This is a genomic window from Arthrobacter sp. 05T420 (genome assembly GCF_056396305.1).
Genome location: NZ_JBFTLG010000002.1, coordinates 257,573 through 272,905, shown reverse-complemented (window position 1 = coordinate 272,905; position 15,333 = coordinate 257,573). Strand labels below are relative to the sequence as shown.

Sequence of the window (15,333 nt, the reverse complement as noted above, 5' to 3'; positions counted from 1 at the left end):
CGAGGGGGAGTTCGCGCGTCGGTGAACACATCCCGCGTCGCCGGGCGCATACAGCCGGGTCATACCGCGTCGCTGAGCGCATCCGCCGTCGCCGTCCCCGTCGCGGAGATTCGGTGCGTCGCAGCTGATCGAGCCCGCCCTTCATCCCGATCGCGAGCAACCCTTGACAGACTGTAGCCAGCGTCACATACTTGTGGAACCGATTCCATGGAATCGATTCCACAGACTTTTCCAGAGCAGTTCAAGGGCGAAAGGCGCAGCAGTGACGGGACCTTCCATCACCATCAAGGACGTGGCAGCACTGGCCGGCGTCTCGTCCGCCACGGCCTCCAGAGTGCTGTCCGGAAACCCGGCAACGTCCGCGGAATCGCGCCAGAAGGTCGCCGCCGCCGTCGCCGAGCTGGATTTTCACCCCAACGCCCAGGCTCGCGCGCTCCGTTCCACCAGGACCAACGTCATCGGGCTGCTCCTCTCAGATATCCGTAACCCGTTCTTCGCCGACCTGGCGCACGCCGCGGAGCAGGCGGCCCTCGCGGAGGGGCTTGTCACCCTGCTGGGGAACGCCAACGAGAGCATCCCGCAGCAGGACCGGTACCTGGACACCTTTATTTCGCAGCGCGTGGACGGCGTGATCGCCGCACCGCAGGGCGAAGGGAGCTCGAGCCTGCGCGCCCTGCTGGAACGGGACATCCCCACGGTGTTCGTTGACCGGACGGTCGACGGAATCGATGTGCCGAGCGTTACCACCGACGGTGATGTCGGCATCCGCCAAGCCGTGGAGCATCTGGTCCGGCAGGGCCACGAGCGCGTCGGCTACATCGCCGGACCCCAGACCACGTCCACCGGCCGGGACCGGCTCAAGTCCTACTCCCGCGCGGCCCGCGAGTTCGGGCTCAGCGCCGATCCCGCACTGACGTACTTCGGCGACTTCCAGTCCGCCAGCGGCTCGGCCGGCGCGCACCACCTGCTGGGCCTCGCGCAGCCGCCAACCGCACTCCTGGCCGCCGACAGCCCCATGGCCGTCGGCGCGCTGGCCACCCTGAACCGCAAGGGCCTGCGCATCGGACGGGACATGGCCCTCATCGCCTTCGACGACATCGAATGGTTCTCCCTGCTCGATCCGCCGCTGACCGTCATCTCCCACGATGTAGAGGCGATGGGCCGGACCGCGGTCAGGCTCCTGCTCGAGGTGATCGACGGGCAGAAGCCGGACTCGGTCGTCCTCCCGAGTGAACTCATTGTCCGCGCCTCCTCGGGCGCTGCGGACCCAAGCAAGGGGCTGCCGTGACAACAGCAACGCCGTCCAGTCCGACCCCTCTGATTTGCGGCCTGGGGCACCGTCCGACACCACCGAAGGAGCAGGTCCAATGAGCACGGTTTTTGTGGTCGGAAGCCTCAATATCGACCAGAACATCCGCGTCCGTTCCCTGCCGCGGGCGGGCGAGACCGTCCGGGGTTCGGACGCGACGTTCAGCCCCGGCGGCAAGGGCGGCAACCAGGCCGTCGCGGCGGCCCGGGCCGGCGCCACAGTGAAGTTCACCGGCGCCGTCGGCGGCGACGCGCATGGCCGACGGATCCTTGAGGTTCTGACCGAGGCCAGCATCGACGCCGGTCACGTCCGGGTCAGCGGCACCGACGCCACCGGAACGGCGGTCATCGCCGTCGACGACCACGGCGAAAACCAGATCATCGTCAGTCCGGGCGCGAACTCCGGGATCACAGCGGCCGACGTCGATGCCGGACTCGCCGCCGTCCAGGCCGGCGACGTCCTGGTTCTGCAGCTCGAGATCCCGACGGAGCTGGTCCGGCAGGCTGCGCACATCGCGAAGAGCCGCGGCGCATTCGTCATCCTCAACGCCGCCCCCGCCCCCCGGCAGATCGATGGCCTGCTCGACGACGTCGACCTCCTCGTGGTGAACGAGCAGGAAATCCAGGTTCTCGCCGGCCTCGGCGGAATACCCGGCAACCACCGGGAGCTGGTCCAGACTCTTCCGCCTGTCCTGGGTCCGGCCATCGTCTGCACCGCCGGCGCGGAAGGGTCCTTCACAGTCCTCGATGGCAGTCTGGTGCATGTGCCGGCCGCCAAGGTAGCCGCCCGGGACACCACGGGAGCCGGCGACACGTTCGTGGGCTACCTCGCCGCATCTCTGGCCGACAACCCAAGCGACCTGTCTGCCGCAATGGTTCACGCCACGCGCGCTTCGGCACTTGCAGTCACGCGCGCCGGCGCCATGGAATCGATTCCATGGGCGCGCGAACTACCGGCGTCCGCGCCGAACCCCGCGAATCCGAACACAGCCAATCCGAACCCAGCCAATCCGAACCCCGCCAACCCGATCACAGCATTTTCCAGCCCTGTCGTTCCGAACTAAGGAGACCCATGAAAATCGCACTCGGCAACGACCACGCCGGCTTCCCCCTCAAATCGTTTGTCCAGTCAGTCCTGGAGGACCTCGGCCATGAGGTCATCGACTGCGGCGCGCCCAGCGAGGCGCCGGTCGATTTCCCGGACATCACCCGGGCCACCTGCGATCTGGTCCGCTCCGGCGAGGCCGAGCGCGCCGTGCTGGTCTGCGGCACCGGGGTGGGCGCCGTGATGGCGGCCAACAAGATCCCGGGCATCCGGTGCGCCCTGGGCCACGACGTCTATTCTGCCCACCAGAGTGTGGAGCACGACGACGCGAACGCAATCGCCATGGGCGCCTGGCTGATCGGCAGGGCCACCGCCAAGGAAGTCCTCCAGTCGTTCCTCGACGCGAAATTCGACAACGACGAAGACACCATCCGGCGCGTCCAAAAGCTGCGCGAAATGGAGCTCGAGGGAGCACGGGAACTGGCCGCCGAAATCTGACCGGACGGCACCGCACCACCAATCGTTTACCTGGCCTTCGGCATGCTGCCCAAGGCTGTCCAGCAATATCAAAGGAGATATAGAATATGACGGCAGCAATCACGGACCGGCCGCGCCAGGCCGCCCACGGGTCACCCGGAAAGATCAAGACCGCCGTGGCCTCGGCCGCCGGCACGTGCGTGGAAAACTACGACTTCGTCGCCTACGGCACGGCCGCGGCCCTGTACTTCGGCAAGGTCTTCTTCCCCAACACGGACCCTGTGGTCGGAACACTTCTGGCCTTTGCCACCCTGGCGGTGGGCTTCCTGATGCGGCCCATCGGCGGTGCCGTCGGCGGCTACCTCGGCGACAAGTACGGCCGCAAGCCCGTGCTGGTCGGCGCGCTGCTGACCATGGGCATCGCCACCGTCCTGATCGGCTGCCTCCCCACGTACGGCCAGGTCGGCATCCTCGCACCCATCCTGCTGGTCATCATCCGGATGATCCAGGGCCTGGCCTTCGGTGCTGAATGGGGCGGCGCCGTCATGATGACGTTCGAGCACGCACCGTGGAAGAAGCGCGGCCGTTTCGCGGCCATCCCGCAGGCAGGCAACCCGCTGGGCATCACGCTGGCCAACGCCGCGTTCCTGCTCTCCGCCTCCCTGCAGACCGACTGGGCCTGGCGGCTGCCGTTCCTCGCCAGCTCCGTCCTGATCGTCGTCGGCCTCGTTGTCCGGATGAGGCTTGAGGAATCCCCCGAGTTCGAACACACCAAGGCCACGGGCGCGATCGTTAAGAACCCGCTGGCCACCGTGGTCAAGAACGACTGGCGGAACATCCTGCGGGTGATCTCCCTGCGGATCGTGGAGAGCTGCGCGTACTACGTCACGGCCACGTACCTGCTCTCCTACATCACGAAGAACAACCCCGAGGACCGGGCCATCGGCCTGACCGGCATTGTGATCGCCAGCCTTCTGGCCATCCCGGTCACGCTGGTCGCCGGCGCGCTCACCGACCGCATCGGCCGCCGCAAGCTCTACCTCGGCGGAACCATCGCCGTCATTGTCTTCGGCTTCCCGATGTTCCTGCTCAGCAACACCGGCAACCCGTTCCTGATCGTCCTGGCGTTCGTGATCGGCATCGGCATCATCCACGCCACGTTTACCGGCACGCAGGGCGCCTGGTTCGCGGAGCTGTTCCGGACCAACACCAGGACCTCCGGCGCCTCCATCGGCTACCAGGTGGCCGCCTCCATTTCCGGATTCGCGCCCTTCCTGGCCGTGCTCCTGGCCTCCGTCTTCGGGTGGGCGGGGGGCGCCTCGCTGTACGTCCTGGTAGGCGTCATTGGCTTGATCGGCGTGCTGAACACCCGCGAAACCTGGGGCGCCAAGGAAAAGGCTGAAGTCGACGCCATCATCGCCGGCGAGCCGGCAGCTGCCGCGGAGGACCAGCCGGCGGCCGCCCGCTAGCAGCGCAGCGAAGACCCCCGCGATAAAGAGCGACCCGGGTTGGCCTCTGGAGGCCAACCCGGGTCGCAGCAGTCTGTGCTATCCCGCGTTACTGTCCGGCCGCCACCGGAACCGGACGCTCATCCGCCGGCTTCCCGGCGTCGGCACCCGCCGCGGGCGGGGTTTTCAGTTTGAGGCTCTTGAAGATCGCGGCCCCGCCGCCCTTGCCGCTGCGGTTCTTATTGAAGATGTCGAAGCCGACGGCGAGGAGCAGCACCAGGCCCTTGATGAGCTGCTGGTAGTCGGTGCCGAGGCCAAGGATCGACATGCCGTTGTTCAGCACACCCATGATGAGGCCGCCGATCATGGCCCCGGCCACGGTCCCGATGCCACCAGTGACCGCGGCGCCGCCGATGAACGCCGCTGCGATGGCGTCCAGTTCGAAGCCGGTGCCGCCGGCCGGCTGGGCTGAGTTGAGCCGGGCCGTGAACACGAGGCCAGCCAGCGCGGCAAGGACGCCCATGTTCACGAACAGCCGGAACGTGACCGCCTTGGTCTTGATGCCGGACAACTCGGCTGCGTGCAAGTTGCCGCCGAGTGCGTAGGTATGGCGTCCGAAGACGCTGTTGTTCATCAGGGCCGTATAGACGATCACCAGAACCGCGAGAACAATCAGGACGATGGGGGTGCCCCTGTAGCTGGCGAGCAGGAAGGTGATGGTCAGCATGAGCAGGGCGATGAACGCGGTCTTGGTGACGAACCACGCCATCGGCTCATTCTCGACTTCAAACTTCATCCGGATCCGGCGTTCCTTGACTGCCTGGACCACCAGCGCCAAGGTGGCGCCGACACCAAGGATGACCGTCAGCCACTCCAGCACCGACGTGCCACCGGAAATGTCCGGCAGGAAGCCGCCGCCCAGCGCCCGCAGCTCGGCCGGGAACGGCGTGATCTGCTGGTTCTTGAGGGTGATCAGTGTCAGGCCCCGGAATATCAGCATCCCGGCGAGGGTGACGATGAAGGCGGGAATGCCGACGTACGCGATCCAGTAGCCCTGCCAGGCACCCACGAGCGCGCCAACGATCAGGCAGGCGGGGATGGCGATCCACCATTCCCATCCCCAGTGCACGATCATGACCCCGGCGATGGCGCCGATGAACCCGGCGACCGAACCGACGGACAGGTCGATGTGGCCGGCGATGATCACCATCACCATGCCGATGGCCAGAATCAAGATGTAGCTGTTCTGGACCACCAGGTTGGTGACGTTCTGGGGCTCCAGCAGGATCCCGTCCGTCAGGATCTGAAACAGCAGGACGATCAGGATCAGGGCGACAAAGATGCCAACCTGGCGGAGGCGGCTTGTCAGGAAGCCCAGGGATTCTCGGAGGGCGGACATGTTCGCTATTCCTTCTCTTTGGTCATGTAGTGCATGAGGGTTTCCTGCGATGCTTCGGCGATCGGGATCTCGCCGGTGATGTGGCCGGCGGACAGGGTGTAGATCCTGTCGCAAATGCCCAACAGTTCGGGCAGTTCGGAGGAGATCACAATGACCGCCTTTCCTTCCGCGGCCAGCTTCGCGATGATCGTGTAAATCTCAAACTTCGCGCCGACGTCGATCCCGCGGGTGGGTTCGTCGAGGATCAGCACGTCCGGATCGGAAAACATCCACTTGCTCAGCACCACTTTCTGCTGGTTGCCGCCGGACAACTTGCCCGTGATGGCGGCGACCGACGGAGCCTTGATGTTCATGTTCTTCCGGTAGTCGTTGGCCACCAGGGTTTCCTGGTTCTTGTCCACCCAGCCGCCCTTCACCAGCTTGCGCAGCGCCGCCATGGAAACGTTCCGCTTGATGTCCTCGATGAGGTTCAGGCCGTAGAGCTTGCGGTCCTCGGTGGCGTAGGCGATCCCGTGCTTGATGGCGGCCGAGACGGTGGAGGTGTTGATTTCCGTGCCGTGCTTGAAGACTCTCCCGGAGGTTGCGGTGCCGTAGCTGCGCCCAAAGACACTCATGGCCAGCTCCGTCCTGCCGGCGCCCATCAGCCCGGCCAGTCCCACCACTTCCCCCTTGCGGACATTGAGGCTGGCGTTGTTGACCACCATCCGGCTGTAGTCCTGCGGGTGTCGGACGGACCAGTCCTCGATCCGCAGGACTTCCTCGCCGATCCGGGGTTCCCTGTCCGGATAGAGGCTTTCCAGGTCCCGGCCCACCATTCCGCGGATGATGCGTTCCTGCGTGATCTCGCCGCCGCCCAGGCGGAGGGTTTCGATCGTCTTGCCGTCCCGGATGATCGTGACGGCGTCCGCGACCTTGCGGATTTCGTTGAGTTTGTGGCTGATGATGATGCTGGTGACGCCTTGGCCCTTGAGGTGCAGGATCAGGTCCAGCAGATGGCTCGAGTCCTCGTCGTTGAGGGCCGCCGTCGGCTCGTCGAGGATGAGGAGCTTGACCTCCTTCGATAGCGCCTTGGCGATTTCCACGAGCTGCTGCTTGCCCACGCTGATGTGCTGGACGGGGGTGACCGGGTTTTCGCTCAGCCCCACCCGGGCCAGGAGTTTCGCGGCCTCCAGGTTGGTCTTGCGCCAGTCCACCCAACCGCGCTTGGCCTGTTCGTTGCCGAGATAGATGTTCTCGGCGATCGACAAATACGGGCTCAGGGCCAGTTCCTGGTGAATGATCACGATTCCGTGTTTCTCACTGTCGCTGATGCTGGAGAAGGTGCAGGCTTCGTTTTCGAAGAGGATGTCGCCATCGAAGGAGCTGTGCGGGTAGACGCCGGACAGCACCTTCATGAGGGTGGATTTCCCGGCGCCGTTTTCACCGCAGATGGCGTGGACTTCGCCGCGGTTCACCTGCAGGGTGACGTCTTGGAGGGCCTTCACGCCCGGGAAGGTCTTGGTGATTCCTCGCATTTGAAGAATGGGTGTGTTCATCGCCAATTCTCACTGCCTGGTAGTGCTTGAGACCTCCTGCGGCTGCAGGGGTCTACGGGAAGGGTGGCGGCCCGGACTCGGCGGCGGCCCGCCACCCTTCGACGTGGCTACTTGACGTCGGCCTCGCTGTAGTAGCCGGATTCGACGAGTTCCTTCTTGTAGTTCTCGTCCGTGATGATGACGGACTTGAGCAGGTAGGCGGGGACCACCTTGACCTTGTTGTTGTAGGTCTTGGTGTCGTTGACCTCGGGCTCCTGGCCCTTCATGAGGGCGTCGACCATCTTCACGGCCTGGGCTCCCAGCTGGCGGGTGTCCTTGAAGATCGTGGAGTACTGCTCTCCGGCGACGATGGACTTCACTGAACCCTTTTCGGCGTCCTGGCCGGTGACGATCGGCAGGCTGCCCTTGGCGTAACCGCCGGTGCTGGTCAGGGCCGAGATGATGCCGATGGAGAGGCCGTCATACGGGGACAGAACGCCGTTGAGCTTGGTGCCGGAGCTGTATGCGGCAGTGAGGATGTCCTCCATGCGCTTCTGGGCCACGGGGGCCTGCCAGCGCAGGATGGCGGCCTGCTCAAACTTGGTCTGGCCACTGGGTACCTTCAAGGTCCCGGCGTCCAGGTACGGCTTGAGGGTGTCCATGGCGCCGGTCCAGAAGAAGTTGGCGTTGTTGTCATCCGGGCTGCCGGCGAAGAGCTCCACATTGAACGGGCCCTTGCCTTCGACCTTGTTGCCGCTTGCGTCAACGAGGCCCAGGCCGGTCAGCAGCGAAGTGGCCTGCTGCACGCCCACGGTGTAGTTGTCGAAAGTGGTGTAGAAGTCGACATTCGGCGTGCCGTTGATGAGCCGGTCGTAGGCGATGACCTTTACGTTTTGTTCCTTCGCCTTGGCAAGGACGTCGGTAAGGGTGGTGCCGTCGATGGCCGCGACGATCAGGGCTTTAGCGCCCTTGGTGAGCATGTTCTCGATCTGCGCCACCTGCGTGGGGATGTCATCGTTGGCATACTGCAGGTCGGCCTTGTAACCGAGCTTCGTCAAGGAGTCCGAGACGTTCTTGCCGTCGGCGATCCACCGCTCCGAGGTCTGCGTCGGCATCGAGATCCCGACGAGCGAGCCGGCAGCATCGGCGCTGGCGGCCGGGGCGGCCGTGCCGGGCCGACTGCCGCAGCCGGTGGCCCCTACGGTCACAGCGAGGACAACCGCAACGGCGCCCAGGAGTTTCCTGATCTTCACAATTTTCTCCTTCCGCGGACGCATAGTCCGCGAAGTTGCTCCTGATCGCAGTCCTGCACGTCATTGTGCCCCTGCGGGGCGGTGACAGCGGGAGGAATGCGGAGGTCTGAATGGAACGGGGATTCAGCCTGCAAGGGAACTGCGGCCGATTGTTATCGCTAACAATATGGTCAAAGATAGCTTCTCGAAACATGTGAGTCAACGCACATTGGCCGTTTGATCTGCGTCAGTCCGGCAGCGTGCCCTCACGCCGCAAGAATGCGCCAAGCCACGCGGTGCGTGGCTCCGGGTTCAAGCCGACGCCGGTCCCGCCCGGGTCCCGGACGATGACGCACGCCTGCCCAGACCGTCGCCGTCCAGCCGGTAGCGCGCGGTGATCGACAATGCGAAGGGATAGCCCGCACCGACGCCCGCAGGCGGTGATGACGGCGGTGTTAGCCCCGTGCCGGAGCCCGTATTCGCCCCCGGTCACAGACCGCCGGCCAGTTTGTAGTAGGCGGCGTTCCAGGCCAGCTCCTTCTTGAAGCCCCGGATGGTGGTGCCTTCGTCGATCGTGAGCAGCTCGGTTTTGGCGATCTCGGCGAAGTCCTCGAAGACGTCCATGCCGACGGCTGTGCTCAGCACGGTGTGGTGGGCGGCCCCGGCCGTCAGCCACGCAGCGGCGGAGGTGGCGAAGTCCGGCTTGGGCGACCAGAGTGCGCGGGCCACCGGCAGGTTGGGCAGCGGCTCGTCGAGGTCCACGACGTCGACGGCGTTGGCCACGAGGCGGAAGCGGTCGCGCATGTCGGACAGCGCCACCACGACCCCGGGGCCGGCGTCGGTGTCGAAGACCATGCGGACCGGGTCTTCCCTGCCGCCAATGCCGAGCGGGTGGATTTCCACGCGGGGTTTGGTGGTGGTCAGGGAGGGGCAGACCTCGAGCATGTGGGCGCCGAGAATCTTTTCCTGACCCGGGGCGAGGTGATACGTGTAGTCCTCCATGAGCGAGGCGCCGCCGGGGAGCCCGGAGCCCATGACCTTGGCTGCGCGGACCAGGATGGCGGTCTTCCAGTCGCCCTCGGCGCCGAAGCCGTAGCCGTCGGCCATGAGCCGCTGCACGGCCATGCCCGGCAGCTGGCGCAGTGCGCCTAGGTCCTCGAAAGAGGTGGTGAAGGCGGCCGAGCCGTTGGCCTCGAGGAAGGATCGCAGCCCCAGTTCGATCCGGGCGCTGTAGCGCAGCGACTCGTGCCGGGCGCCACCGGCGCGGAGCTCGGCGGCCACGTCGTAGAGCCGCTCGTATGCGGCGACGAGGGTGTCGACGTCGGCCTCCGGGGCGCCGTGCACGGCGTCGGCGAGTTCGTTAACGGACCAGGTGTTGACCGAGACGCCGAAGCGCAGCTCGGCCTCGGTCTTGTCCCCTTCAGTGACGGCGACGTTGCGCATGTTGTCGCCGAAGCGGGTCAGCTTAAGCGTCCGGACCGCGGTCCAGCCCGCCGAGGCGCGCTGCCAGGCGCCTACCTGGCGGGAGACCGCGGGGTTGGACACGTGCCCCACGACGGTCTTGCGGGGGATGCCGAGGCGCGACTGGATGTAGCCGAATTCACGGTCGCCGTGGGCGGCCTGGTTCAGGTTCATGAAGTCGAAGTCGATGTCCGCCCATGGCAGTTCGACGTTGGCCTGGGTGTGTAGGTGCAGCAGCGGTTTGCGGAGCAGGTCCAGGCCCTGGATCCACATCTTGGCCGGGGAGAACGTGTGCATCCAGGCGGTCACGCCGATCACGGCGTCATCCGAGTTGGCTTCCAGGGCGGTGCGGCGGATGGCGTCCGAGTCCGTGAGCACGGGCTTCCAAGCGATTTTCACCGGTACGTCCGCGGAGGCGTTCAGCGCGTCGGCGATCTCCTGCGACTGCGCAGCGACCTGCTTGAGGACGTCCTCGCCGTAGAGGTGCTGGCTGCCGGTGAGGAACCAGACCTCGTACTGCTCAAGGGACGTGTTGTTGGCGTTGGACATGTTTTCTCCTGGGGAAGGTAGAGAGCGACGGCGGGTTGGCGGCCTAGCGGCCGGTTTTTGGGCCTAGCGGCCGGTTTTTGGGCCTAGCGGCCGGTTTTTGGGCCTAGCGGCCGTAGACGTTCTGGTAGCGGGCGTAGAGCGAGTCGATCTGGGCCGGGTCGATCGGCACGGGCTCGCCGAGCTGGCGGGAAACGTGGACCGTCTTGGCCACTTCCTCGCACATCACAGCGGCTTTGACCGCGGAGCGGGCATCCTTGCCCACGGTGAAGGGCCCGTGGTTCTGCATGAGCACGGCCGGCGAGGTGGACCGGGCCAGGGTGTCCACGATGCCGCGGCCTATCGAGTCGTCCCCGATCAGCGCGAACGGGCCCACAGGGATCGTCCCCCCGAACTCGTCACCCATCATGGTCAGCACGCAGGGGATCGGCTCTCCCCGGGCAGCCCAGGCCGTGGCGTAGGTCGAATGGGTGTGCACCACTCCCCCGACGTCGGGCATGTGGCGGTAGACGTAGGCGTGCGCCGCGGTGTCCGAGGACGGCGTGAGGTCCGGGTTGGCCCACTCGACCGTCGCGCCGTCGGCTCCGGAGCTGAGCGAGCTCACCGGCGTGCCGAAGAGATCGGTGACCACCATGAGTTCCGGCGTCAGCTCGTCATAGGAGACGCCGGACGGTTTGATGACCATGAGGTCGTAGCCGGGAACGCGGGCCGAGACGTTTCCCGCCGTCCAGACCACGAGCTGGTAACGCGTGAGTTCGGCGTGCAGCGAGCAGACCTCGCTGCGGAGCCGGGCGATGGATTCCGGCAGCGTGCTCATGCGGACACCCCGGCGGTGAAGAGAGGACGGACGGCGTTGCGCTGAATAGCTTTGAGCCGGTGCATGACCTCGTTGGTTCCCCTGCCGAAGTAGTCGTGGAGTGTCCGGTATTCCCGGAACAGTTCTTCGTAGGCCGCGACGTTCTCCGGGATCGGTGTGTAGACCGCGCCCGGCGCAGCACCCATGGCGGCCGCGGCCTCCCGGATGTCCTGGTACCTTCCGGCAGCGACGGCGGCGTGGATGGCCGAACCCAGCGCTGGACCTTGGGTGGAGCCGATGGTGGAGAGCTGCAGTCCTGTGATGTCGGCGTAGATCTGCATAAGCAGCTTGTTCTTCAGGAGCCCGCCGGCAACGATGAACTCGGTGACCGGGACGCCAGAGTCGCGGAAGGCGTCCACGATGGTCCGCGTGCCGAAGGCTGTGGCCTCCAGGAGTGCCCGGTAAGTGTCCTCAGGTTTCGTGGCGAGGGTCTGGCCAACGATGATGCCGGAGAGTTCGTGGTCCACCAGCACGGAGCGGTTGCCGGAGTGCCAGTCGAGCGCGATCAGGCCGTGCTGGCCGATCGCCTGGCTGGACGCGAGTTCGGTGAGATATTCGTGGATGCCCAGACCGGCGGCGGCCGCGGCTTGGTGGTATTCCGGCGGAACGCCGAACTTGGTGAACCAGCCGAAGATGTCCCCCACCCCGGACTGCCCGGCCTCGTAACCCCAGAGCCCGTCCACGATGCCGCCGTCGACGACGCCGCACATGCCCGGCACTTCCCGGAGTTCGCCGCCGTTCAGGACGTGGCAGGTGGAGGTGCCCATGATCGCCACGAGCTGGCCCGGCTCCACCGCTTTGGCGGCCGGTGCGGTGACGTGCGCGTCCACGTTGCCCACCGCAACGGCGATCCCCTCGGGCAGGCCAGTCCAGGCGGCGGCCTCGGCGGTGAGATAACCGGCGGCGTCGCCGAGCCGGCCGATGGTGTGTTCCAGCTTGGCGGACACGAAATCCTTGAACCGCGGATTCAGGGCGGCCAGGAAGTCCTCGGACGGGTAGCGGCCGTCCTGGTAGATCCCCTTGTACCCGGCCGTGCAGGCGTTGCGGACGTAGTTGCCGCAGAGCTGCCAGACGATCCAGTCGGCGGCTTCCACCCAGCGGTCCATCGCGGCGTAACTTTCCGGGTCGTCCTCGAGCAGCTGCAGTCCTTTGGCGAATTCCCACTCGGAGGAGATCAGCCCGCCGTAGCGCGGGAGCCAGCTTTCGCCCCGTTCGGCGGCCAGTGCGTTGATCCGGTCCGCCTGCGGCTGCGCGGCGTGGTGGCGCCAGAGCTTCACATAGGCGTGCGGCCTGTCGGCAAAGTTGGGCAGTTCACTCAGCGGGGTGCCGTCTGCCTTGACCGGAACCATGGTGCAGGCCGTGAAGTCCGTGGCGATCCCCACGACGGCGGCCGGGTCGATTCCGGCGTCGGCGATCGCCGCGGGCACCGCGTGGCGCAGGACCTCCCGGTAGTCGTCGGGCACCTGGAGCGCCCACTCGCCCGGAAGCCGGATCCCGGCGGCGCCCGCCGTGTCCTCGGGGAGCTCGCCCGAGACCACAGCATGAGGGTAGTCAAAGACTCCGCTGCCCAGTTCCTTGCCGTCCCGGACCCGGACGACGACGGCCCGCCCCGAAAGCGTGCCGTAATCCACACCGATGACAAAGTTGTCGGTTCCGTCCACTGAGAAGTCCATCAAATCCTCCAATAGGTTCCGCAACATTGCGAACTCCCTTATTGTTAGCGCTAACAAACATGGTGTCAAGAAGACCGGTCGTGCTTGGCCGGAAACGGAAAGCTTCGGCCCTAGGAGAGGCGGGGGCGGGGCGCAGTGCTGGCGCGGACCACGAGCTCAGGCTTGACCACCAAGGCGCCGCTGCCGGCTTCGTCCTCGATCTGGGCGCGTATCAAGTCCATGCAGCGTTTTCCGAGCTCCTCGAAGTCCTGGCGCACGGTGGTCAGCGGCGGCATGAAGTAGGCGGATTCGGGCTGATCGTCGAAGCCGACCAGCGAGATTTCCTCCGGGACGCGGATGCCCTTCTCGCCGAACGCCCGCAGCAGTCCGAGCGCCATCTGGTCGTTGCTGACGAATACCGCCGTGGCGCTGCGCTGTTCTGCCAACAGCTTCCCGATCCGGTACCCGCTGCCCGCGCTCCAATCCCCCTCGACCAAAAGGTCGTCCGGGAGGCCGGCTTCCGCCAGCTCCTCGCGCCACCCGTCAACACGGGCCTTGCCGTCCACCCAGTCAAGCGGGCCGGAGACATGGCCGATTTGCTGGTGGCCAAGGCTGATGAGATGGGCCACGGCCAGCCGCGCCCCGAGCTTCTGGTCGACCATCGCGCCGCTCAGACGCCCTTCCCCGGCACCGCCGACGACGATCACCGGGAGATCCAGGTTCAGGCCTTCGAGCACCTGAAGTGTCCCGTCGTGCGGCACGATCACAATCATTCCGTCCGCGCCCTGGTCCGTCAGGTGCCGCACCGCATCCGAAATGGCCTTCGCCCCGGCCCCTTTGATCGCGGCAATGCTCACGAAATACCCTGCTTCGCGGGCGGCCTGCTGGACCCCCAACAGGGTGTTCGCCGGGCCGTACTGCCCGAGTTCCGAGGCCAGGACACCGATGGTTTGGGTGCGCCGGGTCACCAGGCTCCGGGCGGCCGTGTTGCGCCGGTAGCCGAGTTCGGCAATCGCTGCCTCCACCCGCACCCTTGTTGCCGTGCTGACGTTCGGGTGGTTGTTGATCACCCGCGACACAGTTTGGTGGGAAACTTTGGCCAGCGCGGCGACGTCTTCGAGCCGCGGCAGCCGCCGGTCATTGCTGTTCCCCATGCGAGGCTCCCTTCGCTCCGATGTCGTCCGCCGGTGTGAACTTACCGTGAAATCAACCTATGGAATCAACCTCTGGGAGGGCGCATGACGCCCGCAGGTCGCCTGGCTCCCGGCTGCTGTTAGCGCTAACGATAGTCCATTTAGCCCCCGCCGCCCGCAGGGGACGGCAACGATGTCAGAGGAAGGGACTTTACCTGGCCGGCACGGCGGGCGACGGCACGCAGCCGCAGGACGCCCGCAGGACCAGGTCCACGGGGAAGGTCCTGTTCCTGGTGGGTGAGCCGCTGTCGGAGTCGATGAGTGCCTCGACGGCAGCCTCGGCCATGGCCTGTACGGGCTGCGCGACCGTGCTCAGCGGCGGCCAGCTGTACTCCGCCTCGGCCGAGCCGTCGAAGGAGAAGACAGCGAGGTCCTCCGGGACACGCAGGCCGGCCTCATACACGGCGCGCAGCAGGCCGACGGCTTGCAGGTCGGAACTGACAAACACGGCGGTGGGCCGGTCGGCGGCAGCGAGCAGCCGCTGCCCGGCCCGGTAGCCGCCCTGGCGGTCGAAGTCGCAACGCAGGATGGGCCCTTCCGGGAGGTCGGCCTCGGCCAGCCCTCGCTGCCACCCGATCTCGCGCGCGTCGAGGTCATTGCCGGCGTTCATTCCCATGACCAACGCGATGTTGCGGTGGCCGTGGCCCACCAGGTGCTCAACGGCCCGCCGGGAGCCTTCGAGCAGCTCCACGCCGACCGAGTTGAAGCCCGGCACCTCGCTGCTGTGGTTGAGCAGCACGGCGGGGATCTCCGAGTGCTCAAGCTCGGTCAGGTCGGGTTCGAACAGCACGCTGGAGAGGAAGACGCCGTCCACCCGGCGGCTCGCGAGGTTCCGGACCTGGCGGCGTTCGTTGGCCGCCGATCCGCCCGAGTTGGCCAGCAGCAGCGCGTAGCCGCGCGCCGCCGCGGCTTCCTCCACAGCGCGGGCCAGGGTGGCGAAGAAGGGGTTGGTGGTGTCCGGGACCACCATGCCCAGCATCTCGCTGGAGCCCAGCTTCAGGGCCCTCGCCGCGGCGTTCGGCCGGTACCCGAGGGCGCTGATGGCCTCGCGCACTTTCGCGGCCGTCACCGGGGAGACCCGCTTGGGTCCGCCGTTCACCACATAGCTGACGACGGCGGTGCTGACGCCAGCCAGCCGGGCCACGTCTTTGCGGGTGATCGTGGGCCTGGCGGGGGCTGGCGAATGTGGCACAGGGACCATG

At 66.4% G+C, this 15,333-nt stretch carries 12 protein-coding genes; 4 read left to right on the top strand and 8 right to left on the bottom strand.

Going from position 1 to position 15,333, the window contains the following annotated elements; translation table 11 throughout:
* Window positions 1-262 precede the first annotated feature (262 nt).
* The 4 genes from AC1DEM_RS03570 (at window position 263) to AC1DEM_RS03555 (ending at window position 4,299) form a co-directional block, all read left to right on the top strand.
* Entirely contained in the window at window positions 263-1,288 is a 1,026-nt protein-coding gene (locus AC1DEM_RS03570; RefSeq protein ID WP_476883143.1) for a LacI family DNA-binding transcriptional regulator, read from the top strand.
* 79 nt (window positions 1,289-1,367) lie between these two features.
* Entirely contained in the window at window positions 1,368-2,372 is a 1,005-nt protein-coding gene (locus AC1DEM_RS03565) for a ribokinase (protein WP_476883142.1), read from the top strand.
* Between the two features lie 8 nt (window positions 2,373-2,380).
* Window positions 2,381-2,851: an RpiB/LacA/LacB family sugar-phosphate isomerase gene (locus AC1DEM_RS03560; protein ID WP_476883141.1), complete on the top strand. Its 471-nt coding sequence runs from the start codon at window positions 2,381-2,383 to the stop codon at window positions 2,849-2,851.
* A gap of 86 nt (window positions 2,852-2,937) precedes the next feature.
* Window positions 2,938-4,299, top strand: a complete 1,362-nt coding sequence (locus AC1DEM_RS03555) for an MFS transporter (RefSeq protein ID WP_476883140.1) — start codon at window positions 2,938-2,940, stop codon at window positions 4,297-4,299.
* Between the two features lie 88 nt (window positions 4,300-4,387).
* On the opposite strand, the gene mmsB is transcribed toward AC1DEM_RS03555, so the two are convergent.
* The 8 genes from mmsB to AC1DEM_RS03515 all read right to left on the bottom strand — a co-directional run bounded on the left by mmsB (window position 4,388) and on the right by AC1DEM_RS03515 (window position 15,332).
* The gene (mmsB, locus tag AC1DEM_RS03550) at window positions 4,388-5,677 is read right to left on the bottom strand and encodes a multiple monosaccharide ABC transporter permease (protein WP_476883139.1); all 1,290 of its coding nucleotides are present in this window, start codon (window positions 5,675-5,677) and stop codon (window positions 4,388-4,390) included.
* A gap of 5 nt (window positions 5,678-5,682) precedes the next feature.
* Entirely contained in the window at window positions 5,683-7,212 is a 1,530-nt protein-coding gene (mmsA, locus tag AC1DEM_RS03545) for a multiple monosaccharide ABC transporter ATP-binding protein (RefSeq protein ID WP_476883138.1), read from the bottom strand.
* Window positions 7,213-7,319: 107 nt separating this feature from the next.
* Window positions 7,320-8,444: a multiple monosaccharide ABC transporter substrate-binding protein gene (chvE, locus tag AC1DEM_RS03540; protein WP_476883137.1), complete on the bottom strand. Its 1,125-nt coding sequence runs from the start codon at window positions 8,442-8,444 to the stop codon at window positions 7,320-7,322.
* A gap of 468 nt (window positions 8,445-8,912) precedes the next feature.
* Window positions 8,913-10,433: an L-arabinose isomerase gene (gene araA, locus AC1DEM_RS03535; RefSeq protein ID WP_476883136.1), complete on the bottom strand. Its 1,521-nt coding sequence runs from the start codon at window positions 10,431-10,433 to the stop codon at window positions 8,913-8,915.
* A 103-nt stretch (window positions 10,434-10,536) separates the two neighbouring features.
* Window positions 10,537-11,247 carry an L-ribulose-5-phosphate 4-epimerase gene (locus tag AC1DEM_RS03530; protein WP_476883135.1) on the bottom strand — a complete coding sequence of 237 codons (711 nt, stop codon included), beginning with the start codon at window positions 11,245-11,247 and terminating at the stop codon, window positions 10,537-10,539.
* Complete coding sequence (gene araB, locus AC1DEM_RS03525; protein WP_476883134.1) at window positions 11,244-12,959, bottom strand: ribulokinase; 1,716 nt, start codon at window positions 12,957-12,959, stop codon at window positions 11,244-11,246. The genes AC1DEM_RS03530 and araB overlap by 4 nt, the downstream gene beginning before the upstream one ends.
* 110 nt (window positions 12,960-13,069) lie before the next feature.
* Window positions 13,070-14,092, bottom strand: coding sequence for a LacI family DNA-binding transcriptional regulator (locus AC1DEM_RS03520; RefSeq protein ID WP_476883133.1), 1,023 nt, complete (start codon window positions 14,090-14,092; stop codon window positions 13,070-13,072).
* A 190-nt stretch (window positions 14,093-14,282) separates the two neighbouring features.
* A complete protein-coding gene (locus tag AC1DEM_RS03515; protein WP_476883132.1) occupies window positions 14,283-15,332 on the bottom strand; it encodes a LacI family DNA-binding transcriptional regulator in 1,050 nt (349 codons plus the stop codon).
* Window position 15,333 lies beyond the last annotated feature (1 nt).

Bases quoted from the DNA above. Each gene is read 5' to 3' on its own strand.
- AC1DEM_RS03565 (WP_476883142.1), top strand. From the start codon at position 1,368: ATGAGCACGGTTTTTGTGGTCGGAAGCCTCAATATCGACCAGAACATC.
- AC1DEM_RS03560 (WP_476883141.1), top strand. From the start codon at position 2,381: ATGAAAATCGCACTCGGCAACGACCACGCCGGCTTCCCCCTCAAATCG.
- AC1DEM_RS03555 (WP_476883140.1), top strand. From the start codon at position 2,938: ATGACGGCAGCAATCACGGACCGGCCGCGCCAGGCCGCCCACGGGTCA.
- mmsB (WP_476883139.1), bottom strand. From the start codon at position 5,677: ATGTCCGCCCTCCGAGAATCCCTGGGCTTCCTGACAAGCCGCCTCCGC.
- mmsA (WP_476883138.1), bottom strand. From the start codon at position 7,212: ATGAACACACCCATTCTTCAAATGCGAGGAATCACCAAGACCTTCCCG.
- araA (WP_476883136.1), bottom strand. From the start codon at position 10,433: ATGTCCAACGCCAACAACACGTCCCTTGAGCAGTACGAGGTCTGGTTC.
- AC1DEM_RS03530 (WP_476883135.1), bottom strand. From the start codon at position 11,247: ATGAGCACGCTGCCGGAATCCATCGCCCGGCTCCGCAGCGAGGTCTGC.
- araB (WP_476883134.1), bottom strand. From the start codon at position 12,959: ATGGACTTCTCAGTGGACGGAACCGACAACTTTGTCATCGGTGTGGAT.
- AC1DEM_RS03520 (WP_476883133.1), bottom strand. From the start codon at position 14,092: ATGGGGAACAGCAATGACCGGCGGCTGCCGCGGCTCGAAGACGTCGCC.
- AC1DEM_RS03515 (WP_476883132.1), bottom strand. From the start codon at position 15,332: ATGGTCCCTGTGCCACATTCGCCAGCCCCCGCCAGGCCCACGATCACC.